This window comes from Pseudomonas sp. St316 (genome assembly GCF_018325905.1).
Taxonomy (GTDB): Bacteria; Pseudomonadota; Gammaproteobacteria; order Pseudomonadales; family Pseudomonadaceae; genus Aquipseudomonas.
Genome location: NZ_AP021901.1, coordinates 3,814,885 through 3,838,441 on the forward strand (window position 1 = coordinate 3,814,885; position 23,557 = coordinate 3,838,441).

The following is a 23,557-nucleotide window of genomic DNA, read 5'->3' on the forward strand; positions in this document are numbered from 1 at the left end:
ATGAACACTCTGAGCACGTTGGCCCCCAAGCAGTTCAAGCGACCTGGCAGCGCCCCGACCGTCATGATCGTCGGCGCCGGTCCTGTCGGCTTGTCCCTGGCAATCCTCTTGAAGAAATGGGGCGTGTCGTTTCGCATCATTGAAAGGAACGCCGGCCCCTCGACGGCGACCAAGGCGATGGCCATCCATTCCCGGACGCTGGAAATCTTTCGGGACCTGGGCGTTGCCGAGCAAGCCATCCGCGACGGCTTCACGATCAACCAGTTTTCGGTGCAGTCGAATGCCAAGCGGGTACTGAACTACAACTTTTCCTACCTGGATGCGACCTATCCCCTGCTCCTGAGCCTGCCACAGCCACAAACGGAGAAAATTCTCCTGGAGCGGCTCAAGGGACTGGGGGCTGAGGTGGAGTGGAATACCGAACTGGTGGACATAGAAAACCTGCCGGGTTCGGTGCGCATGACACTCAAGCATGCCGACGGCACCGACGAACACTTCACCAGTCGTTGGGTGGCCGCGTGCGACGGTGCTCGCAGCAACGTCAGAAAACGCCTGGACATGACCTTCGAAGGCTCGTCCTATGACCGCTTCTTCATGCTCGCCGATGCCGATATCGAATGGTCCGGAAGCAAGGATGAGGGTGCGTTCTTCCTGGGCGCGCAGGACGGTTACGTGGCCGTTGCACCGATCAGCGCGCAATCGCGTTATCGGCTGTTCATCGAAATGCCCTACAACCTGCCGCCAGAAGGCGAGCGACCGTCCTTGAGCCTGGAGAACTTCCAGCGCTTGTGCGAAGGACGCGGGCAAAAGATGACGCTGTCCAACATTTCATCGACCACCATCGCCTCTTTCCAGCATCGCCGCGTGCAATCGATGCAGCAAGGCTCCGTGTTTCTGCTGGGTGACTCGGCGCATATCGGCAGCCCCATCGGTGGGCAGTGGATGAACCTGGGAGTTTCCGAGGCCTATAACCTGGCCTGGAAAATGGCCTATGTCGATCAGGGCCTGGCGAATCCATCCTTGCTGGACAGCTACAACGAAGAGCGCTATCCGGTTGCCCTGGAAGTCGAGAACACCGCACACCGGCTGACGGGGCTGATTACGGTCCAGCGTCGCGCCCTGGTGTGGCTGCGCGACAATGTCCTGCCGCTGTTGAGCAACCGGAAAAAGGTCCAGCGCAAACTGCCGTCGATGATTTCCGGTCATCAGTATCACTACGACAAGAGCGACTACATTCAAGAATCGCTGACGAAGAAGCAGCGCAAGAACTGGATCAAGAAAGGGAAAAAACCCGAGTTCCAGAGCGCACCGCCTCACGCCGGGCAACTGGCGCCCGATGTCGAATTGTGGCAACTGCAAGGGATGCCGACAAAACGCTTGATCGACTTGTTCCACGGGACATTCACGCTGTTGATTTTCAGCGCGGCCGATCAGTTTTCACCGCTGCTGCCAGGCTACTACACGCTGGCCAAATCGGTGGAAAAGGACTACCCAGGCATCAAGGCCTACTGCGTGATCGACGCCCTGAGCGGCGCCGGCCTGCCAGCGTGGCATTCGACGTTGCTGGACCCCGATTGGCGGTTGCACAAGCGCTACCACGCCAAGGAAGGTACGTTGATGCTGGTTCGTCCTGATGGCTATATCGCTTTTCTCGGCGCCGATGCAATAACGCTGATGACGTATCTGAACGTAAGGTCCGGGTTGCTCAAGGGCGCCAGAAAAACAATATCTTGCGAGACCGACGCAGTGGAACTCCAACTTTAAGTCGCTCCATGGCTACTGCCAGTTTGATGAATTGATATAAACAAGGCCCTGCCCTGGGCCATGATTTTTGATCTTTCTTACTTATAGAAATATCACCCGACTTGGTTAGGAGAACCTTATGCGCTTGCAACTTAACGATGTTGTACAGGAATTCATCGTGTCCAATGGGAGAATAGCCCATAGCTATTTCTCCCTTTCCGAAAAAATCATTGATTCACTGTGCGAATCCAATATTTCCAAAGAAGCAATATTGCTGCGACTCCTGGAACAGGCTGAAACAGTCACTGCTCATTATTTCAATGCTCATCAACAAGTCCTTGAAGGCGTTTATGCCAATGGGACCGAAGCGGCTGTCAACAAGAGTGTTCCCGCGCTGGAGCCGGTTCATTCGAACCCGAGCATACTGGCGCCAGTGCCTGTCGTCGAAGCCGTCGAAGAAACAAATGTGCTCAGTTACGGGCAATGGTTGCGAGCCGAAATCAGCACGGTCACCGGCTTCCAGGCGCAACAGATCGACTTCGACCAGAGCTTCGAGAGCCTGGGGATCGATTCGCTGGGGTTGGTCGATATTTTCGAATCCCTGGCCCAGCACTTCCCCGAAAAGAAAGACCTCACCTCGCAGCTCTTCGATGCCCCTACCCCGACCGCCTTGCTGGCACGGCTTGAAGCCGATCCGCAGGCACCCACGGTGGATGTCCAAGCGTGGGTACTCGACCAACTCGCGACCATCACCGGCTTTACGGTTGAACAGATCGACCCGTCACAAAGCTATGAAAGCCTGGGCCTGGATTCGCTGGTGCAGCTGGACTTCCTGGAGTCGGTAGTCGCCATGTGGCCGCAACTCAAGGCTCACAGTTCCGAGCTGGCCAACGCCAAGCTCCCGCAGGCAACCATTGCCCTGATTCAAGCCGCCCTGGCCGATCCAAAGCCGCAGGCAGCGCCTGGCGTCGAGCCTTCACCTGCCACGACGGACACTCAAGGGCAGGAAGAAAACCTGCTGCTCAACGCCCTGTCTCCGTTGATCCCGGACACCGCGCAATCGATCGATATCCAGACGCCGTTCGCACAACTGGGCCTCAACGGCTTTGCCCGCGAGGCGCTCTGCCAATCCATGGCACAACAGTGCTCTGCCAGCGAGTTTGCCGGTGAAGCGCTGATGTCCCGTCGCACGCCCCAGGATGCCTTGTCGCTGCTGGCCAGGCTGAGCTGAGCCCAGCAGCAACAGGAATGGAATCCGGGTGATCGAACAGATCACCCTGCATTTTGGCGATCAGGGAGACAGGTATGAGTGGCGCAGTAACAACAATGGGCGATTTTTGCTTCAGCGCGATGGCGGGCGAGTTTCCGGGGGCGCCGTCCACGGATGCGCTGTGGCAGTTGCTCTGCCAAGGGCAGATCGCACCGATCGAATCAATGCCGACACGCTGGGAGTTGGACAAGGCGTCGATCTATTCAACCCAGGCCGGTGAGAAGGATCGCACGTACCTGGACAGCGCTTTTTGCCTGACCGATGACGCCTCGACGCCGTCACGGCACGAAGGCCGACAGGTCGCCATCGGCAAGAAAGTGCTCCAGACGTTGCTCACCCAACTCGCCGGGCAAGGCTCGACGCTGAGCAGGGAGCGCACCGCGCTGGTGGTCGCGACCTCCTGGAGCGACGAGAGCTATTTCGTCACCGGCGTGTCCGGAAAAACCGACACGCCGCCGGGCTTTACACCGGGTGAGCAAGTGGCGGAACTGGCGGCGGCCTTTGCCTTGGGTGGGCCGGCGTTGTCGGTAGACACCGCGTGCAGTTCGTTCCCCTATGCCCTGGATATGGCCCAGGCACTGGTCAACAGTGGCCAGGCTGACAACGCGATTGTCCTGGCCCTTAACACCGTGCTGCCACCGGCGCTGTTCCTGGGTTTCTCGCAGTTGACGGCTTTTTCCGCCCGGGCGCGGATGGAAGCGTTCGGCCAGGACGCCGACGGCATCGTGCCGGGCGAATGTGCCGTGGCCTTTCTGGTCGAACCACTCGCCCAGGCCCTGACGGCGCAGCGTCGTCCCCTGGGTGTGCTGCGCGCCTTGGGCATGTCCGCCGACGGCGCCGAAGGCTCGGTGTTTGCGCCGGGCAAACAGGCCCAGTACTCGGCCTACCAACGTGCCTATCGCGGCCTTGATCCACGCGAGGTCGACTACATCGAGACCCACGGCACCGGTACACCGCTGGGGGATGCAACGGAGCTGGCCTCGCTGAACAGCTTCTTTGCCCCCCATCGCCCGGACGGCAAGAAAATCACCATCGGTTCGATCAAGTCGGTCATCGGCCATCCCCTGGCCGCTGCCGGAGGTGCTTCGCTCGCCAAGGCCTTGATGATACTGCGCCATAAAGGCATTCCCCCGCAGCCCGGTTACCGCCCCAGCACCAAGGTCGACGAGACCTGCCTGCGACTCGCCACCCAGCAGGTACATCCCCTGGAGGATCATCAATCTGCACTGCGAATTGGCATCTCCAGTTTTGGCTTCGGCGGCGCCAACGCGCACCTGGTGGTGGATGAATACATTCCCGACAACCACCCTGCCGCACCCCTGACCGCCCCGGCGAGCGCCAGCGGCGTGGTCATGCTCGACCTTGCCATTGTCGAGGCTGAAGCCGCGCTGGGCAGCCACCGTTCCTTGCAGTCATTCCAGCAGCAACTCGATCAACCCGCCGCCCCCTCGGTGATGTTCCCTTATGGGCGCTTCATTGATTACACCCCGGCGCCCGGCCAACCTTTGCTGGGGAAATTCCTCGCACAGGACCACGTCATCGATATCGACGGCTTTGGCATGGGTCCCAAGCCATTGGCTCATGTCGACCCGTTCAAGCTGTTGATCACCGATCGCGTCAATCATCTGCTGCGACGTTTGCCAGGCGTGGCCGGTTCGCCCGGCACAGCGATGGTCATGTGCTGCAACATGGGTGGCGAGCGCTTCAGCAATGCCTATAGCAGCGCCCACAACTTCTACTCCCGGGCGCAAGGTACGGCACCGGGTGTCGAGGTGACGGACGTGGCAACCATGCTGCCGAACATGTTGTCCGGCTACCCGGCGCAGATTTTTGACTTCAAGGGTTTCCACCAGACCCTGGTCGGCACGGCCGGCCTGTTCTGGCAAACCTTGCTGGCCTCGCCGCAATGGTTCAACGACGGCATCACCACGCTGCTACTCGGCGCTGGGCGTTTTGTCAGCGGTGAAATCGAAGTCGAGCGCGCCCGGCGCAGCGCAATCACGCAAGGTGAAGGACTGGGGCTGATCGCGCTGCGTCGCTATCAGCCGGATGCCGCGGACAAACCCTTGCTGGTGATCCGCGCGGCGGTCCTCGCCCACGCTGCCGACTCGTTGGAAGCGGCTTGCCAACGGCTGGGCAAAGCGCCGAGCGACTATCCGGACGTTGAAGTCTGCGAGTTGCAGCCTGCTGCGACGCCTGCCAGCGGATCACTGCAGCAGATGACTGGCTTCCTGGCCGAAGCCAGTGGCATCGAGACCCTGTTGGCGGTGATGTTGAAGGGCGCGTCCCATACCGTGATCGAGGTCCGCGACGCCGGCAAGACGGTGATGTGGTTGTTTACCGAGAAGCTTCGCCAATGGAGCCCGACGGCAGCCGAAGCCAGCTCGCCCATCAAGCATCCCTTCATGTTGCGCTTTGCCCATTCGTCATCCCACGAACTGCAGCAGGTCATCACGCCTGCCCGGCCTGTCAGCCTGGTCCGCGAACCGCAGAACGATGGCGTCGACGTGCAGCAGCTCAGCGACATGCTCACCAGCACCCTGCTCTCCGGGCTGCGGGTGCGGGTTCGCGCCATGGAAAGCCTGTTCGCCCTGCACCGTGGCGACACAACCCAGCGCCCGACGCACTGGCAGCGCAGCGCGGAACATAGCGTGATCACCAACGCCCAGCGCAACCCACAGTCGCTGCACGCCCAGCTCGTGGTGGATGAAACGCACCCGTACTTCTTCGATCATCCCCTGGATCACATCCCAGGCATCTTGTTGCTCGAGGGCGTGCTGCAACTGATTGAACTGGCCATGCCCCCGCTGAGCGGACGGGTCGCCTACGTCAAGAGCCTGACGATCAAGTTCCAGCAATACGTACAGAAGCAAGGCGTAATCGATCTGCATGTCGAACAAGACCAGGATTCCCAGGTGTTCAATGCCAAGGTCATGCAGGCCGGGAAAGTGATGTGCACTTGCGTCCTGGGGATGGCCTACAGCTCCGCATTCGAGACATCGCCAGTCGGCGAATTCACCGCCACACCCTGCCGTAACAAGGCCCTGCTGCACAAGCACAGGGAGGAGAACGTCATCGTCAGTGACATGAGCAGCGTCGCCCAGGGCCTGAGCGTGGACACCGTGAAACTGCCGCAGGAACACTTTTTCCAGGCAGGTGATCCCGAGCACTATTCGATGGTGTATTTCCTCGAAGTCGCTCGCCAGTGCTACATGCAGATCGCCCACAGCCATCTGCGCATTCCACTCAATACCCCGATGAATCTGCTGGCCTTGAGCTTCACCCTGGATCGCCCTATCCCCAGGAATAGCCCGCTGTCATTGGCGCCGCAAGCCGGTTTTGAGGCGTCGCTCCAGGCATTCAAGACCAACCGCATCTATATCGACCTGTTCAACCGGGGCGAAAAAATCGGTCAAGCGAGCATTACCGCCCAGGTGCTGAGTCAATCGGCACCAGCGGCCTGAGCATCGAATGGATCTGCCCTCCAGCATGACCGTGCCCCCCACAACCAAGGTGTCGCCGTGAACGATGTCAAAGTGCAAGTCATAGTCAAATCGCCCCCTTCTGAAATCTGGAAGATCTGGAGCAATTTTGCAGAAGCGCCGTTATGGGATACCGACGTTCGCCAGTGTCAACTCGACGGTCCTTTCCAGGCGGGGACACGCGGCAAATGTGTGCTCAAGAACGGCTTGAACATGCCACTGAAACTGGAAGCCGTGAGCCTGCACGAAAGCTATCGCAACAGCGCACGGCTGCTTTGGATCGACCTCGAGTTCGACCATCAGATGCGCAGGCTTTCTCCCGATGAAACCCATGTCATCCATAGCGCGAAGATTTCCGGCCCGTTGAGTTTCCTGTACCGCGGACTGCTGCGCAAAGCATTGACCGCAGCGATGACCACGGCCCTGGACAACCTGTGCAGGCTGGCTGAACAACGGGCCATCGGCGCCCCGGGGCACGCGAAACCCGCGATGCCTTTGCACCTCGTGTGAATACCTCCGGCAAGGACGCGCGCTGAACGCGTCTTTGCGGACTCGCTTCGCTTACTTCTCGATAACAGCACATTTCGGATCTAGCATGAATCTACAGAAAAACACCCAGTCTCTTATCATGGGCATCGTTGGCCTGGGGGCTATCGCCCCGGCATCGAGCTTCGCCGACAACCTCGGCCCCTATGTCAGTGGCATGGGCGGTGTGAACTGGGTCGCCAAGCAGGACCTGACCCAGAACAACAACGACTTCGTCGAGATGGAATACAATCAGCCGCTGCACTCGGGCTACGCCACCGGCCTGGCACTGGGCTGGCGGTTCCCGGTCGGGCTCAGGCCCGAGGTGGAGCTGAGCTACCGCCGCAACACCATGGATCAGTTCAATAACCGGATCTACGAGGGCGGAAGCAGCATCGAGGGCAAAGGCGAACAAGAGGCCAGCAGCCTCATGGCCAACCTCTGGTATGACATCCCGAACCTGCCTGCTCCCTTGAGCCGCTTCACACCTTATGTGGGCGGTGGCCTGGGCTACGCGGTGCTGACCATCAAGGGCCTGGAAGCGGGTGGCGTCGAGTTCGGCGGCACCCATCGCGACACCGTCTCGGCCTGGCAACTCGGCGCAGGCGTCGCTTACGAGCTTAGCGAGCATTGGTCCATGTCCTTGGATTATCGCTACTTCAAGACCGGCGAAGCGAACTACGGCAAAATCCAGGGCCTGCCCCCGGCTGATGTGAAAACCGAATACAACGCCCAGTCCTTGATGGTCGGCCTGCGGTACTGGTTGTAAGCGCCAGACGGATCGGCGCCTGGCCTTGGCCAGGTGCCGATTTATCATCCTGACATCTTCCGACCCGAGCCGCGTCTCTCATCGCGTCCCATACTGCATCTTGACGACTTCACTGATTCTCTGTGCAACGCCATTGGCGGGAGGCGTGATGGATCGGATCGACTGACCACGGTAAGGTCCGTCCGCGGGAAACCAGTTCTGGACCGCGACGACGTTTTTCGGCTGCGTGGCCGAAGCCGAACCCGTAGAGATTTCATTGGTGAACTTGCAGGTGTCAAACGTACCGAGGGCCGTCTTGATCGTTTCACGACCGTTATAAGTCAGCTTCTCGACGACATCGAACTCGATGGTTGCCCTGGCGCTCACGGTTTTGCTTTTGTAGCTGACGGTGACGGTCTGCCCAGGTTGCAGATCAATCGGTGTGGAAGCAGGAGGCAGGTAGGTGGTGGTCACCAACGATGCACCGGCGCCATGGCGAACGCCGTAGCGAACCAGTCGACCGTCCTTGATCTCGGCGAAGGTTGTCGTCAGGAAGAACGGCGCATCATTCAAGAACGACGTGTGCACCGAAGCCACCGGATTGGCGCCGGCAAATGCCTCGCGCCCTAGCGTTTCGGTTTTACCACGACGGGTGGCTGGCGACAGGTTGTCGCGACTTTCATACTCCACCACTGTCCCGGCCTGAAAGTCCGCTTCGTTGGTGCAGGCCGCAGAGGACGTTTCACTGGCAGTGGAAGCCGACGCACCGGCAATAAAAGAACCCCAGCCACTGACGGCAAGGGTCGAGGCGGTGAGCGCCGTTGCCAGGCGTTTGCGCCAAGCCGGATTGACGTTGGACTTTCTGGCAGGTGCACTTTTCAAAAAACAGATCCTTGTCCCGATGTGCTCGTTGCGATCGATCGAAAAACCGATAACGCTCATAGGTTAGGGACGAGTGCCGAGCGGCGCTATAGCGCAAGTGTGCTATAGGCTTTGTCCTTGTTTGGGGGGATGGTCAGGGCTACCGATACGCGCCCGGCCATGGCATCATAAAGCCACTATTTTGTTCGAGCCTGGACGCGCTTCATTCTTCAGCCTTGAAACCGTATCAGAGGCTCACATGACCGAATCACTGGAGCGTTTTGTCCAGGCGCAAGCGTCAACCTATGACCACGCCTTGCTTGAGCTACGGCGTGGAAGCAAGGAAGGCCACTGGATTTGGTTCATCTTTCCCCAATTACGCGGCCTGGGCTCCAGTGAGAACGCCACCTACTATGGCCTGCGCGGCATTGACGAGGCGCGTGACTATTTGCAGCACCCGCTTCTGGGACCGCGACTGGAGCGCGCGACCCGTGCCGTACTGCACTCGGGAGTCGCTTTGGAGAAGCTCCTCGGGACCATCGACGCCATGAAGTTCGCGTCCTGCATGACGCTTTTTGCATCGACCGCGGGCGAACATTCCGTGTATGCCCAGGCGCTGGATGGTGGAGTGCGTGTCGACTCAAGAACACTCGAAATACTTAAGGCGAAAGAGAGAAAACATGTCTAATTACGAAACATGGACGTTGATGGTACAAGTGGCCGTGGCCTTGGTGGCCCTGCTGTCGATGTATCTGGTCGTTCGCCAGGTTGTCATCCTGACGGCACAACTGAAGGCGACTCAACAGGCTTCCGAGGCCCAGAGCATCATTTCGATAGTCGAGTTCCTGCAAGCCAGTCAAGCCCGCGATGCCCGGCAAGCGGTTCGCGCCACGCTCTCAACACTGCATCATGACCAATGGGACGCGACCCATGTCCAACATGCCTCGCTGACCTGTGCCAACTACGACGTTGTCGCGGCGCTATTGCGTGCCGACTTGATCAAGAACAAGCACATCATCATCGAAAACTGGGCGCCGAGCATCAAGCACTGTCACCAGATCCTCGCACCTTTCATCGAGACCAAACGCGCCCAGCCCGGCGGTGACCGAAAGTACTGGAGCAACTTCGATTGGTTGCGCGACCAGTGCTCCCAGGTCTGACACGGGGATGAAACTGTGAATTCAGAAGCCCTTTTTGCGCAAACGGTGAAGCGCCTGCGAACGGCCAGGCATCTTGTCGTTTTTACCGGGGCAGGTATTTCCGCCCAAAGCGGTATCTCGACGTTCCGAGATCCCTCGACCGGCCTCTGGGCGCGTTACGACCCAAAAGAACTGGCCACTCCCGCCGCCTTTGCCAAAGATCCTGCGTTGGTATGGGCTTGGTACAGCTGGCGCCGGACGCTGGTGAACGAAGCACAACCCAATGCCGCGCACCTGGCAGTCGCCAGGCTGGCGCAGTGCTTGCCCCTTGTGACCATCATCACGCAGAACGTCGACGACCTGCTCGAACGAGCCGGATCCAAGGAGGTGATTCACCTTCACGGTGACCTGGCCAGCGCTCGTTGCTTCCAGTGCAATCGTCCCTACCTGGGGCCATTGCCCGTGGGTGTTGGCGAGGACTGCGACAGCCTGGAACCACCCCGTTGCGCACACTGCAACGGCCAGGTCCGCCCCAACGTGGTCTGGTTCGGCGAGGGGATGCCGGAACAGGAACTGGATCAGGCGTTCACCGCCGCCCGCGACTGCGACGTCATGCTCTCCATTGGCACCTCTGGAAACGTGTATCCGGCGGCACGAATTCCGACATTGGCCGCCGAACATGGCGCCTGGCTGGTGCATATCAATATCGAATCGATAGGGGCCGCTTCCGATAAGACGCTGGTGGGCGATGCGACCCAGTGGTTGCCGAGGCTGGTCGATGCGTTCGCCTGAAGCCCATGCAAAACTCCCCCCTGCTCCCCACAGATTTCCACGAATGCACCGGTGCATGCCTGATAAACTGATCGGCTCGCAGGTAACCTATTGCGACGCAACGACTAAGGAGCTTCAACGGACATGATTGTCGGCATTGACTTGGGCACCACCCATAGCCTGATCGCAGCATGGCGCGACGGCGAGGCGCAACTGGTACCCAACGCATTGGGCGAGAGGCTGACACCGAGCGTGGTAGGCCTGGACGACGAAGGCCGCATCATGGTCGGCCGCGCGGCTTTGGAGCGCCTACAGACCCACCCCCAGCTCACCGCCTCGCTTTTCAAACGCTATATGGGCAGCGCCCGTCTCACCACGCTGGGTAATCAACAGTTCCGAGCCGAGGAACTGTCGGCCATGGTACTGCGCAGCTTGCGCGAGGATGCCGAGCGGCATTTCGGCGAACCGGTGGAAGAGGCCGTCATCAGCGTTCCCGCCTATTTCAGCGATGCCCAACGCAAGGCCACGCGAATTGCCGGCGAGCTGGCCGGGTTCAAGGTCGAGCGGCTGATCAACGAACCCACCGCGGCAGCACTCGCCTATGGCTTGCACCAGCGCGATAACGCCAGCACCTTCCTGGTTTTCGATCTCGGCGGCGGGACTTTCGACGTGTCCATCCTGGAGCTGTTCGAAGGCGTCATGGAAGTGCGCGCCAGTGCCGGCGACAACTACCTTGGCGGGGAAGATTTCGACACGCTGCTGCTCCAGGATTTCGTTGCCGCACAAGCGAGCCATAGCGAGGGACCGCTGGCCCTTGAAGACGCGCAGCTCTATGGTCGGCTGCGCCGTGAAGCCGAACGCGTACGCAAGTCCCTGGGCCAGGAGTCAAGCGCAACGTTCGCAGTACGCCAAGGCGAGCGCGAATGGCGTCGTGAATACACCCAGGCCGGCCTGACCGATCTGTATGCGCCGCTGTTCAGCCGCCTTCGAGCTCCTATCGAGACCGCTTTGCGCGATGCCCGCATCCGCGCCAGTGAGCTGGACGAAGTGTTGCTGGTGGGTGGCACCACCCGCATGCCGCTCGTTCGCAAGCTGGCCGCCAGTCTGTTCGGGCGCTTCCCGTCGATCCAGCTCAACCCTGATGAAGCCGTGGCATTGGGCGCAGCCGTGCAGGCAGGACTGAAAAGCCGCGACGCGGCACTTGAGGAAGTCGTGCTCACTGACGTCTGCCCTTATTCCCTGGGTATCGAAATTGCGGTTGAATATGGCGGCAAGCTCGAAAACGGCCATTACCTGCCAATCATCGAGCGCAACTGCGTGGTGCCCGTGAGCAAGGTCAAGCGCGTGTTCACACTCCAGGATCAGCAAAAGGTCGTGTTGCTGAAGGTCTATCAGGGCGAAAGCCGTCGGATCAGTGAAAATATTCTCCTGGGCGAACTGGACATTCCCGTCCCGCCCATGCCGGCCGGGGAAGTGGGGATCGATGTGCGCTTCACTTACGATAACAACGGCCTCCTGGAAGCCGATGCGCAGATCGTCCAGACTGGAGAGCGACGTAACCTGGTGATCTCCAATAATGCCGGCGTGCTGAATAGCGAAGAGATCAGCCAGCGCCTCAAGGCCCTGGAAGCGCTCAAGATCCATCCACGGGACGAACAACCCAATACCTTGCTGATCGCCCGGCTGGAACGTCTTTACCAGGAAAGTCGCGGTGATCTGCGCCAGCGGATCGATGAGCTGGCTACCCACTTCGCCCATGTGCTCGAGACCCAGGAACTGCACGACATCCGGGCGCTCCGGATGCAGATCAGCGCCCAGCTCGACAGCCTGGAAGAAGGTGTCTGGCGATGACCTGCTGGGTGGTACTCGGGCTGCCGGAAGACGCCGATAAGCGCAGCATCAAGCGCCAGTATGCAAGTCTGCTCAAGCGGCATCGCCCAGACGAAGATCCCGAAGGTTTCCAGCGCCTGCGAGAGGCTTATGAACAGGCGTTGGAGTGGGCTGACTGGCAGCAGGAAGTGGTGGTCGACGAAGAACAGCCCGCCCCCATCGAGCTGCCCCTCATGGAACTGCCAGCCCTGAGGCAGGCACCGACAGGGCCCTCCCCCAGCCAGCGCCTGGCAGCGCAATGCCTGGAGGCGATAGACGCGACCAACCTCGACAGCCGCCTGACGCAGGCGCGTCTTTATGCCTGCGAACGTGAATTCGAACACGGCCTGCTGGAGCGTTGCCTGACGCAGGAAGATACCTACGACCTGGCCGAAGCAGCCATTGCGCAGTTGCACTGGCTGACCCCCTGGCAACGTGAGGACCTGCCCGGCGCCGCTATCGAGCAACTGCGCGCCAAGCTCATGGAGTTGGCATGGTCTCGCCTGACCGGGGCTTGGCACGACAGCCGACGCTTTCTCGATGTCGCCCGCCAGCTCGTCGCCAGTCCGTGGCTACAGACCCTGGACGCTCGGCAATGGCTGAACCGTTGCCTGGCCATGGCCCTGCTGCAAGCACCGGAGTGGTCGCAAACACTGTTCGACGACATTTGCGAGCTGCAAGGTTGGAAGCAGACCGGCCAACACACCCCGTGTCCCGACCCCTGGTGGAGTCAACTCCTGGCGCGCAGCCATTGCGCCACGTTCCTGGCGCAGCAGGCTCGCCTCACTCAGTTCTTCGACAGCAGCGAGTCCCAGGCCGCGCGCATGCTGTTTGGACCACTCGATGAAGACGCCCGAGTGCGTTTGAGCATGACCTTCAGCGCTGCGGACTGGGATGCCTGCGAGGCGCTGTATCGCACCGTTCAGCTTCGCTACCCGCAGATACTGCACGAAAAGCCACAACTGAGTCCGGACAACTGGCGTCCGTTGCGGCGCCAGCCGCCGATCCTGGCCGTGCCATTGGCCATACTCGGCACTTCGATCTGCATGAGCTGGCTCTATGAATATCGACTCGGCGGCTCGTTCTACACCAGCGTGATCGATATGTTGCTTCGCGCCCTGCTGCTGGGTGTCGTCGGCTGGGGACTTCACGCAGTGTGCAAGAAACTGAGCCGCAAAGCCTGGCGCCTGGACGATTGGATAAATGTTCGTTACGGCCGCTGGCTGAGTCTACGACGGCCCTCCCCGTTGCCGATCCGCGAAAACCTCTGGATCGCGCTGCTGGGCGGGCTCATTTACGTAGCCGGCGGATTGCCCGGGGCGGCGACCTATTTCGGAATTCTCGGTGTACTGGGTGCATTGAGCCGGCGCGCACCCTTCGAACGCGGCAAGTCTTTCCTGGCCCGACTCTATGAACGGGTGCCTGGCGATGTGCTTATCGGCCTTTTCCTGGGCATGCTCGTACCCATGGTCTTGTTGGGTAATATCTGGGCCAACAGCGCATATCTGGGCAAGAACGAAGGCCTCCAGGTCTGGCCACAGCGCATCTGTGCTGCTCGAGAGTCCACAGCTTCGCCGTGCCCAGCGGGACTTTCTGCAACCCAGTGGCAAGCTTTCAAGAAACCCCAGGTCAATCAACCATGATCAGTACCCGCGCATTCATCACGGCGGTTGTCGTGTTACTGACGATGACTTGGTTGGTCCAGCGCCTGGCCGGGCCGACGAACGACGATAAGGAAAACCGCGCGCATTGGGCCGAGGTACAGGAAATAAGTACCTGCCTGGTGGACGGAGCGGAGCTATTGGAGCAGCGCTATGTCGACTACCGTGCCCGCCAAGCCTTGCCGGAGGAGGAATGGATTCGCAGGATGGGCTTCATCGGCTTCGGCATGGGCTCGGGCATCGACGCCGAGGAGTTCATCCGGCCTCAGGGTAGCTCGCCATCACCCTGCAAGCATGGGTTTAGTAGCGGCGAGCCCGGTAGCCTGCAGGCTCTCGCTCGAAATTACATCAAGGCCTATGACGACCTGCGTCCCATCGCCCAGACCGCCGAACTATGGCTGAACAACCATCGCGATCAGCCTCAGCCTGGCGAACTCGAAAAACTGGATCGTGCCCTGACCCTGCATTTGCAGGACGCACGCGCCCAGGCGATACCGTTGCGCCAAGCGTTGGAGCAGCCGCAGCTACAGGTACGTGAGCAACAGTTGGCATCCATCGAAAAGCACCAGGGGCAGGACCAGCATTGGTACACGTTGCGCTTCATGATCCTCGCCCGCCAGACCATCAATGCCCTCGACACCATGACCGAAGACGCCCCCCTGACGCCGCAGCAACTGCTCGACCTGCATCATTCGCTGGCAACCCACTGGACGGACACCGAAGCCTTCGTACAAGCCCTGCCCCGCCTGCGCTCGGCTAATGACAGCCCGCCCGTGTGGAACAAAATCAGCCTGGCAGCCAAGGAATGGCTTGCCGCCCTCGAACGCCTGCAACAACACTGGGCGTCTGGAGACGACGCCGCGGAACTGAACCAGGACCTTGCTGCTGCACGGGCCGGGTATGACGAATTGCGGATGCGTTACAACGCTGCGGTGCAGCTCCAGTATTGAAAACCCATTGAGTTGGAGTGGGCCTATGGTTTCCATCGCTGTAAAGGAAGAAGTTCGGGGACGTCTGCGTCGTGCCGAGGACGAGCATGCAGTGAAGGTACTGCTTGCCGTAGAATCAGGCAGCCGCGCCTGGGGATTCGCGTCCCCTAATAGCGACTATGACGCACGCTTCATCTACGTCAATAAACCTGAGTGGTACCTCTCGGTCGGCCTTGAGGAGCAACGCGACGTCATCGAGTACCCGATCATTGATGACATGGACATCAATGGCTGGGATCTGCGCAAGGCCTTGAGGCTTTTCTGGAAGTCAAATCCGGGGTTTGTCGAGTGGGTGCAGTCCACCATCGTCTACGAACACTCCGGCTCCTTCCACGAACGTGCCAAAGCGTTACTACCGCAGGTGTACTCGGTTGAAAGCGGTATCTACCATTATCGCAGCATGGCAAAAACCAATTACAGGGGTTACTTGCAGGCCGCTGAAGTACCGCTGAAAAAATATTTCTACGTACTGCGACCATTACTATCAGTACGGTGGCTGGAGCGCTTTGATGTACCCGCGCCCATCGAGTTTGACAAGCTACGCGAAGTCATCGATGGCGAGCCAGAATTGCACCGGGCTATCGATGACTTGCTTGCAATCAAGCGCGCCTCACCAGAAATGGGGCTTTCGCCTCAGATCATGCCCATTCAGAAATTCATTGAGCGTGAACTGCATCGACTTGAGACCATCAAGCCGACCCGCAGCGAACGCAAGGAAGTCGAGCCGCTCCTGTCGGAGCTGTTTCGCTCAGTACTGAAGGAAACGTGGGGATAATACAAGACATTGCCTTTATCGAATCGCAATGACGGATTTAAAACGTAAAGCGTCTCCTGGCACTGTCCGGCGAGGATCGAGTTTCTAGATCGAAAGCACAAAGCGGCATCCACCCTCGGCTTCCTCGCTATCCGACCGCGCCTCAGGCACAAACCCACACCGCTCAAGGACTTTCCTTGAGCCGAGGTTGCTCTCATAGACATAAGCCACCAACTGCGTAAGCCCCCAACGCATCCGTGCCTCTTGAATCAGACGTTTCAGTGCGAGCGTTGCCAGCCCTTGCCCGCACACTCGTCGATCAATCCGATAGCCCACCTCGGCGCAATCAAGCGGTGAATGGATGCCCTTCAAATTCGCCCGCCCCACGATTCTCCCGCTGGCATCTTCGATCACAAACGGGTGCCAGGCGCCCTCGGCGAAATCGGCCAAATAGCTTTCAATGTGATCGGTGACGCCCGTCCATGAGTAAAAGGCAGGGTCGCGTGCGTCGATCTGTGACTCGAACCATGCACGGTTATGGATTTCGAAGGCCAGCAGCGCTTCAGCATCGGTACTCTTTAACTCACGAATCCTGAATGGTTTCACTGATTGCTTCTCCCTTAGCCTTGAAGCGTAATCGTAAGGTCAAGGGATCGTTCATGGCGAGGATTTCTGCCAGAGCAGTCTTGCGTGGGGGGGCCGCTGCGCGCCCCAGCGGGAGCAAGCTCCCTCGCCACAAAAGGCGGTACGGGCGCGTCTCTTGGAATCTCCTCGCCACAGGGTGATGCGTACAAGTGGCGAGATCTTGAATGACTCCCCCTCTCCCAGCCAAACACAAAACCGTGGCGAGGGAGCTTGCTCCCGCTGGGCTGCGCAGCAGCCCCAAAAGCGCAATGCGGTCTATCTGAAACACCACCGTGTCAGGTTTCAGGGTCGCTGCGCGCCCCAACGGGGATAAATCCCCTCGCCACAGTTTAGTGCTCCCTCCTCCAGCCAAGGACAACGCCGTGGCGAGGCATAAACGAAAAATGCCCCGTACCTTTCGATACGGAGCATTTCTTCAAGCTTTCCCCCGGAAGGTCAGGCCTTCTGGTTCCATGGGCGATCGCCCTGTTCGTCCTTGATGCGCGTCGGCAGGCCCATCACATCCAACGCCTCGAGGAACGCCTCGGCAGGCAGTTCCTCGACGTTGACCATGCGCTGCACATCCCACTCGCCACGAGCCACCAGCAAGGCTGCGGCCACGGGTGGCACGCCTGCGGTATAGGAAATACCCTGGCTGTCGGTTTCGGCGTAGGCGTCCTCGTGGTCAGCCACGTTGTAGATGAACATCTCGCGCGGCTGGCCATCCTTGACACCCTTGACCAGGTCGCCGATGCAAGTCTTGCCGGTGTAGCCCGGCGCCAGCGAACTCGGGTCAGGCAGTACGGCCTTGACCACTTTCAGCGGCACGACTTCCAGGCCTTCGGCGGTCTTGACCGGTTGCTCGGAGAGCAGGCCGAGGTTCCTCAGTACGGTGAACACGTTGATGTAGTGCTCGCCGAAGCTCATCCAGAAACGCACGTTGGGCACGTCGAGGTTCTTCGACAGCGAGTGCACTTCGTCGTGGCCGGTCAGGTATAGGTTCTGCGAGCCTACGACCGGCAGGTCATCGGTGCGCTTGACCTCGAACATGGTGTTGCTGGTCCACTGGCTGTCCTGCCAGCTCCACACCTGTCCGGTGAACTCACGGAAATTGATTTCCGGGTCGAAATTGGTGGCGAAATATTTGCCATGGGAGCCGGCATTGACGTCGAGAATATCGATCGAATCAATGCGGTCGAAATGCTGTTGCTGCGCCAGTGCCGCATAGGCATTGACCACACCCGGGTCGAAGCCCACGCCGAGAATGGCAGTGATGTTCTTTTCCTGGCACTCCTGGAGGTGGTTCCACTCGTAGTTGCCGTACCAGGGCGGCGTCTCGCAGACCTTGCCCGGTTCTTCGTGGATGGCGGTGTCCAGGTAGGCCACGCCGGTATCGATGCAGGCACGCAGCACCGACATGTTGAGAAAGGCAGAGCCGACGTTGATGACGATCTGCGACTCGGTTTCGCGAATCAGCGCCTTGGTCGCTTCGACATCCAGAGCGTTCAGTGCAAAGGCCTTGATGTCGGCGGGTTGCTTGAGGCTACCCTTGGCCTTGACGCTGTCGATGATGGCCTGGCATTTGGAGATGTTGCGCGACGCGATAGCAATACGACCGAGTTCGTCGTTGTGCTGCGCGCACTTGTGGGCCACCACCTTGGCGACACCTCCTGCACCAATGATAAGTACGTTCTTCTTCAATTTCTTTATTTCTCCTTCCGCCAGCTCAAGAGAGGCTGGACAAGTAGTCGTCGTAAACAAACTCGCGAACCACCTCGACGCTGCCGTCGAGTTGCTTCACTACGATGGACGGCATTTTCAGGCCGTTGAACCAGTTTTTCTTGACCATGGTGTAGCCCGCTGCGTCGATGAACGACAGCCGATCGCCGATGGACAGCGGACGATCGAATTGATACTCGCCAAAGATGTCTCCCGCCAGGCAGGATTTGCCACAAATCATGTAGGTGTGTTCGCCCTCGCTCGGTGCCAGCTTGGCGTCCAGGCGATAGATCAGCAGATCGAGCATGTGCGCCTCGATGGAGCTGTCGACCACGGCCAGGTGCTTGCCGTTGTAGAGCGTGTCGAGCACGGTGACTTCCAGCGACGCACTCTGGGTGATCGCGGCTTCACCCGGTTCCAGGTAAACCTGCACGCCATATTTCTGCGAAAAGGCCTTGAGGCGTGCGCAGAAGGCGTCCAGGGCATAGCCCTCGCCCGTGAAATGGATGCCACCACCGAGGCTGACCCACTCGACCTTATGCAATAGATGACCGAAACGTTCCTCGATGGTGCCCAACATCTGGTCGAACAAACCGAAATCGCCGTTCTCGCAGTTGTTGTGGAACATGAAGCCTGAGATATGCTCGATGACTTGCTCGATTTTCACCGGATCCCATTCGCCCAGGCGGCTGAAGGGGCGCGCCGGGTCGGCCAGCAGGTAATCGGAGCTGCTCACTTGCGGATTGACCCGCAGGCCGCGGACCTTGCCGGCCGAGGCGTCGGTGTAGCGCTGCAGTTGGCCGATGGAGTTGAAGATGATCTTGTCGCAGTTGGCGAGCATCTCTTCGATTTCGTCGTCGGCCCAGGCCACGCTATAGGCGTGGGTCTCGCCCGCGAACTTCTGCCGGCCGAGCTTGAGCTCGTAGAGCGACGACGACGTGGTGCCGTCCATGTACTGCTGCATCAGGTCGAACACCGACCAGGTGGCGAAGCACTTGAGCGCCAACAAGGCCTTGGCCCCGGACTGCTCACGCACATAGGCGATCTTCTGCATGTTCGCCAGCAGCTTTTGTTTGTCGATGAGGTAGTACGGCGTTTTGATCATTTTCGAGGCCTCCGGGCAAGGCGAGCCAAAAAAGGATGCGCATTGTGCCTTCACTGACTGCATATCGAAAGAGCGAAAAGCCCCGTTCACGCAATCACTCTGATCCAGGCCCGCGCTTTGCGATAACCGGACGTACCGACTGCCCTGGCGATGAAATGCTGGATGATCGGGTAAAGAGGGGGTCACCGAAGAGGCGTCGATGCTCGAAGTGGAGCCATCGCTGATAGACGGCAATGGGCAACAACCGTCCGTGATCAGTGCTGATGCATCAGGCCATGCAGAACGCCGAACCTCAGGCCCGGCTCGGAAGCGATCATCTGCGAGATACCGAAGACCTTGAACGCCGCCAGCATGATCGCCAGGCCACCGGGCAGGATGCCCAGGCGATGGCTTTGCAAGCCGGCCAGTCTGAGCTGGTCGACATGACCGACTTCCAGCAACCGCAGCGACAGACGCAACAATCCACCGTAGGTAATGCCGCCTTGTCCACCCTCGTTGAAACCATTGGCCTTGAGCACTTTGGCCAACATCCGCGCCGTACCGGAAGAGCCGATCGCCTGCTGCCAACCCCGGCCACGATAACCCGCCGCGACTTTTTCAAACTGCAGGACAGCCACTCGCTCCGCCTCCAACAGCGCCTGGGCGGTGATGCATCCGCCTCGAAAGTAGCGCGCGCCAAAGGTGCCACTGCCGATGGCGATGCTTTCCGTCAGCAGCGGTTGAGCACCCTGCCCCAGAATCAATTCGGTCGAGCCACCGCCGATGTCCACCACCAGACGCGTGTGCTCGACACCGGGCACCGTATGGGCAACACCGGCATACACCAGCCGGGCTTCTTCATGCCCGGACAGCACGTCGATCCGAAACCCCAGGTGCCGCTCGGCACTGGCCAGGAACAGCTGGGCATTCGCCGCTTCGCGCACGGCACTGGTCGCCACCGCCCGCACCCGTCCGGCTTCAAAGCCACGCAGTTTTTTGCCGAATCGAGCAAGAGCCTGCCAACCCCGATCCAGCGCCAGCTCGTCCAAAGCCCCGGCCTGCAGGCCCTCGGCCAATCGGACCGGCTCACGCAGGGTCTTCACTTCCTGGATCACCCACTGCCGATTGCGCTTGACCGACTGGCCAATCATCAAGCGGAAGGCGTTAGAACCCAGGTCAATGGCCGCGAACAGCGGGGCGTCGCCTTTCATGAGCGGTGTTCCTTGATTCATCAGCCAGCAGGCACAAGCGCTGCCGGACTTCCCACGAGGGTGTGCGAGGATCCTGCCATGGCTTCGATGACACCTGGATGACACATCAGGCCCTCGTTCATGAAAATCAGATCCTTACCGACGAAATTTCGGGCGGTTATTGCGCATTCGAGCGTAATCGATAAAACCCGATCGTGCAGGCATCCGCCTGGGAAAAACGTTTTAGCCAAGGGCAAGCGCGTGAAGCACAGATGACGGTCACCACTATGTAACAAATTGCAACTAGCGTGGGTGGCGCCTCCACGACCGAGTTTTCCATCATGCTTTCAACCCAGGACACCTTGGTACAACGCATCCACCGCGAACTGCTCGATCACAGTGACGAAGAACTGGAGCTGGAGTTATCTGAAGACGGGCATGACTTGAATGACTTGTTCGATGAGCACTCTGCAGATAGCAGCGAGAAGGAAATCCGCCGACGGTATTTCAGCGAGCTGTTCCGCCTGCAAGGCGAATTGGTGAAGCTGCAAAGCTGGGTGGTCAAGACCGGACACAAGGTCGTGATCCTCTTCGAAGGACGCGATGCCGCCGGCAAGGGTGGCGTGATCAAGCGCATCACCCAGCGACTCAATCCCCGGGTCTGCCGCGTCGCCGCCCTGCCCGCCCCCAACGACCGCGAACGGACCCAATGGTACTTCCAACGCTACGTTTCGCATTTGCCGGCGGCGGGTGAAATCGTGCTGTTCGACCGCAGCTGGTACAACCGCGCCGGCGTCGAACAAGTCATGGGGTTCTGCACCGCCGACCAGTACGAAGAGTTCTTTCGTAGCGTGCCGGAATTCGAGCGGATGCTCGCCCGCTCCGGCATCCAGTTGATCAAGTACTGGTTCTCCATTTCCGACCAGGAACAGCACCTGCGCTTTCTCAGTCGCATCCATGACCCGCTCAAGCAATGGAAGCTCAGCCCCATGGACCTGGAGTCCCGTCGGCGCTGGGAGGCCTATACCAAGGCCAAGGAGATCATGCTCGAACGCACGCACATCAGCGAGGCCCCCTGGTGGGTGGTGCACGCCGACGACAAGAAAAAAGCCCGGCTCAACTGCATCCATCACCTGCTTGGGCAAATGCCCTATGAAGAGGTGGAACTGCCGGCCATCGAACTGCCGCAGCGGGTGCGACAGCAAGACTACTCCCGCAGTCCGACGCCACCGGAGCTCATCGTGCCCCGGGTCTATTAAGGCCCGCCAGGCAGGGACGCCCGGCACCGAGCCCCTCACTTCCACCGCTCACTGAATCGGATTTCATCATGACAAACCAGACCCTGGTCATGGACTCATCGAGTGCCATCGCCCCCAGTTCAAGACCGCAGCTCAACCGCAAACCGAGTGTCATCACCCTGGTGGTGTTTTTCGCCGTACTGGGCAGCGGCCTGCTGTTTACCGCCTACAGCCTGATGCACGACATGAACGAACTCGGCACCGTGGTGACCACCTGGACGCCGTTCCTGCTGTTGGGCGTGGCGCTGCTGATTGCCCTTGGCTTCGAATTCGTCAACGGTTTCCACGACACCGCCAACGCCGTGGCCACCGTCATTTATACCAATTCCATGGCGCCGAACTTCGCCGTGGCCTGGTCAGGCTTCTTCAACTTCCTCGGGGTGCTGCTCTCCAGCGGCGCAGTGGCCTTCGGCATCATCGCCCTGTTGCCCGTGGAACTGATCCTGCAAGTTGGCTCCTCCGCCGGCTTCGCCATGATCTTCGCCCTGCTGATCGCCGCCATCCTGTGGAACCTGGGCACCTGGTGGCTGGGCTTGCCGGCGTCGTCGTCCCATACCCTGATCGGCTCGATCATCGGCGTCGGTGTCGCCAATGCCCTGATGCACGGGCGTGACGGCACTAGCGGTGTGGACTGGGCCCAGGCGACCAAGATCGGCTATGCGTTGCTGTTGTCACCGCTGGTGGGCTTCGGTTGCGCTGCATTGCTGCTGCTGGCGCTGCGGGCCTTCGTCAAGAACCGCTCGCTGTACAAGGCCCCGGAAGGTAATACCCCGCCGCCCTGGTGGATCCGCGGCATGCTGATCCTGACCTGCACCGGCGTGTCATTCGCCCACGGCTCCAACGACGGTCAGAAAGGCATGGGCCTGATCATGCTGATCCTGGTCGGCACCCTGCCGATGGCGTATGCGCTGAACCGCACCATGCCGGCCGACCAGGCGCTGCAATTCGCCGCCGTGGCGCAAGTTACCCAGCAAGCCCTGGTGAAGCACTCGCCGCTGCCGGCCCCGACCGACCCGCGGGCGATCCTTACCGCCTACGTGGGCAGCAAGGAAGCGACGCCGCAATTGGTACCAGCCCTGGCGGCGATGACCGGCAGCATTGGCGCCGAGGTCAAGGGCTACGGCTCGCTGGCCAAGGTCCCCGCCGAAGCCGTGGGCAACGTGCGCAACGACATGTACCTGACCAGCGAAACCATTCGCCTGATGGACAAGAACAAAGTCGCTCATTTCGACGCCGACACCGGCGCCCAGCTGCAATTGTTCAAGCAGCAGATCGACAACTCCACGCGGTTCATTCCACTGTGGGTGAAAATCGCCGTGGCCATCGCCCTCGGCCTGGGCACCATGGTCGGCTGGAAGCGCATCGTGGTGACGGTGGGTGAGAAAATCGGCAAGACCCACCTGACCTACGCCCAAGGTGCCTCGGCCGAAACCGTCGCCATGCTGACCATCGGTGCCGCCGACATGTTCGGTTTGCCGGTGTCCACGACCCATGTGCTGTCCTCCGGCGTGGCCGGCACCATGGTCGCCAACGGTTCTGGCTTGCAGATGCGCACCATCCGCAACCTGGTGATGGCCTGGGTACTGACGCTGCCTGCTGCCATCCTCCTTTCCGGCAGCCTCTACTGGTTGTTCACCAAGCTGTTCTGACCAATGTGTACGAGCTTGCTCGCGATGGCGATGTGTCAGTCACAAACCTTGCAACTGGCCCTCCGCTATCGCGAGCAAGCTCGCTCCCACAAGGGTTGTGGGTGAGCCTGGGATCGCCGCCCTGCCGTAGCTTCTTCATCTGGCAGCAAAGAGGTCTCATAAGACTGAGGCCTCGCGCGCG

General features: G+C 60.0%; 19 protein-coding genes. 14 read left to right on the plus strand and 5 right to left on the minus strand.

The genetic code is table 11. The features are described from left to right. From KI237_RS16950 to KI237_RS16970, 5 genes are all read left to right on the plus strand, one after another. Positions 1 to 1,764 (plus strand): FAD-dependent monooxygenase, encoded by a 1,764-nt coding sequence (locus KI237_RS16950; protein WP_212796235.1) that lies wholly within the window; start codon positions 1 to 3, stop codon positions 1,762 to 1,764. 118 nt (positions 1,765 to 1,882) lie between these two features. After that, positions 1,883 to 2,974, plus strand: a complete 1,092-nt coding sequence (locus KI237_RS16955; protein WP_212796236.1) for an acyl carrier protein — start codon at positions 1,883 to 1,885, stop codon at positions 2,972 to 2,974. Between the two features lie 74 nt (positions 2,975 to 3,048). Continuing rightward, positions 3,049 to 6,477 (plus strand): polyketide synthase family protein, encoded by a 3,429-nt coding sequence (locus KI237_RS16960; protein WP_212796237.1) that lies wholly within the window; start codon positions 3,049 to 3,051, stop codon positions 6,475 to 6,477. A 57-nt stretch (positions 6,478 to 6,534) separates the two neighbouring features. After that, the gene (locus tag KI237_RS16965) at positions 6,535 to 7,005 is read left to right on the plus strand and encodes an SRPBCC family protein (protein WP_212796238.1); all 471 of its coding nucleotides are present in this window, start codon (positions 6,535 to 6,537) and stop codon (positions 7,003 to 7,005) included. Positions 7,006 to 7,090: 85 nt separating this feature from the next. Then, positions 7,091 to 7,789, plus strand: coding sequence for an outer membrane protein (locus KI237_RS16970; protein WP_212796239.1), 699 nt, complete (start codon positions 7,091 to 7,093; stop codon positions 7,787 to 7,789). A 78-nt stretch (positions 7,790 to 7,867) separates the two neighbouring features. Here the strand turns inward: KI237_RS16970 and KI237_RS16975 are convergent, their stop codons facing one another. Next, positions 7,868 to 8,710, minus strand: a complete 843-nt coding sequence (locus KI237_RS16975) for a hypothetical protein (protein ID WP_212796240.1) — start codon at positions 8,708 to 8,710, stop codon at positions 7,868 to 7,870. A 178-nt stretch (positions 8,711 to 8,888) separates the two neighbouring features. Here KI237_RS16975 and KI237_RS16980 point away from each other — a divergent pair, with 178 nt between their 5' ends. The 7 genes from KI237_RS16980 (at position 8,889) to KI237_RS17010 (ending at position 15,833) form a co-directional block, all read left to right on the plus strand. Then, complete coding sequence (locus KI237_RS16980; protein WP_212796241.1) at positions 8,889 to 9,317, plus strand: DUF1810 domain-containing protein; 429 nt, start codon at positions 8,889 to 8,891, stop codon at positions 9,315 to 9,317. After that, a complete protein-coding gene (locus KI237_RS16985; protein ID WP_212796242.1) occupies positions 9,310 to 9,789 on the plus strand; it encodes a DUF4760 domain-containing protein in 480 nt (159 codons plus the stop codon). The genes KI237_RS16980 and KI237_RS16985 overlap by 8 nt, the downstream gene beginning before the upstream one ends. A gap of 15 nt (positions 9,790 to 9,804) precedes the next feature. Continuing rightward, positions 9,805 to 10,560 carry an SIR2 family NAD-dependent protein deacylase gene (locus tag KI237_RS16990; RefSeq protein ID WP_212796243.1) on the plus strand — a complete coding sequence of 252 codons (756 nt, stop codon included), beginning with the start codon at positions 9,805 to 9,807 and terminating at the stop codon, positions 10,558 to 10,560. Positions 10,561 to 10,683: 123 nt separating this feature from the next. Beyond that, positions 10,684 to 12,390, plus strand: coding sequence for a molecular chaperone HscC (locus KI237_RS16995; protein ID WP_212796244.1), 1,707 nt, complete (start codon positions 10,684 to 10,686; stop codon positions 12,388 to 12,390). Then, positions 12,387 to 14,051, plus strand: coding sequence for a J domain-containing protein (locus KI237_RS17000; RefSeq protein WP_212796245.1), 1,665 nt, complete (start codon positions 12,387 to 12,389; stop codon positions 14,049 to 14,051). Before KI237_RS16995 ends, KI237_RS17000 begins: the two co-directional genes overlap by 4 nt. Then, on the plus strand, positions 14,048 to 15,019 hold the full coding sequence (locus KI237_RS17005; RefSeq protein WP_212796246.1) for a DUF3829 domain-containing protein: 972 nt from the start codon (positions 14,048 to 14,050) through the stop codon (positions 15,017 to 15,019). Before KI237_RS17000 ends, KI237_RS17005 begins: the two co-directional genes overlap by 4 nt. Positions 15,020 to 15,044: 25 nt before the next feature. Next, complete coding sequence (locus KI237_RS17010) at positions 15,045 to 15,833, plus strand: nucleotidyltransferase domain-containing protein (RefSeq protein ID WP_212796247.1); 789 nt, start codon at positions 15,045 to 15,047, stop codon at positions 15,831 to 15,833. 84 nt (positions 15,834 to 15,917) lie between these two features. Here KI237_RS17010 and KI237_RS17015 read toward each other — a convergent pair whose 3' ends face one another. The 4 genes from KI237_RS17015 to KI237_RS17030 form a co-directional block, all read right to left on the minus strand. Further along, a complete protein-coding gene (locus tag KI237_RS17015; RefSeq protein WP_212796248.1) occupies positions 15,918 to 16,418 on the minus strand; it encodes a GNAT family N-acetyltransferase in 501 nt (166 codons plus the stop codon). A 474-nt stretch (positions 16,419 to 16,892) separates the two neighbouring features. Beyond that, the gene (locus KI237_RS17020; RefSeq protein WP_212796249.1) at positions 16,893 to 18,137 is read right to left on the minus strand and encodes a saccharopine dehydrogenase family protein; all 1,245 of its coding nucleotides are present in this window, start codon (positions 18,135 to 18,137) and stop codon (positions 16,893 to 16,895) included. 25 nt (positions 18,138 to 18,162) lie between these two features. Further along, the gene (locus KI237_RS17025; protein WP_212796250.1) at positions 18,163 to 19,260 is read right to left on the minus strand and encodes a carboxynorspermidine decarboxylase; all 1,098 of its coding nucleotides are present in this window, start codon (positions 19,258 to 19,260) and stop codon (positions 18,163 to 18,165) included. 254 nt (positions 19,261 to 19,514) lie between these two features. Next, entirely contained in the window at positions 19,515 to 20,450 is a 936-nt protein-coding gene (locus KI237_RS17030) for a Ppx/GppA phosphatase family protein (RefSeq protein ID WP_212796251.1), read from the minus strand. Between the two features lie 320 nt (positions 20,451 to 20,770). Between KI237_RS17030 and ppk2 the strand changes: the two genes are divergently transcribed. Further along, positions 20,771 to 21,688 (plus strand): polyphosphate kinase 2, encoded by a 918-nt coding sequence (gene ppk2 / locus KI237_RS17035; protein ID WP_212796252.1) that lies wholly within the window; start codon positions 20,771 to 20,773, stop codon positions 21,686 to 21,688. Positions 21,689 to 21,756: 68 nt separating this feature from the next. Beyond that, positions 21,757 to 23,376 carry an inorganic phosphate transporter gene (locus tag KI237_RS17040; RefSeq protein WP_212796253.1) on the plus strand — a complete coding sequence of 540 codons (1,620 nt, stop codon included), beginning with the start codon at positions 21,757 to 21,759 and terminating at the stop codon, positions 23,374 to 23,376. Positions 23,377 to 23,557: the final 181 nt, after the last annotated feature.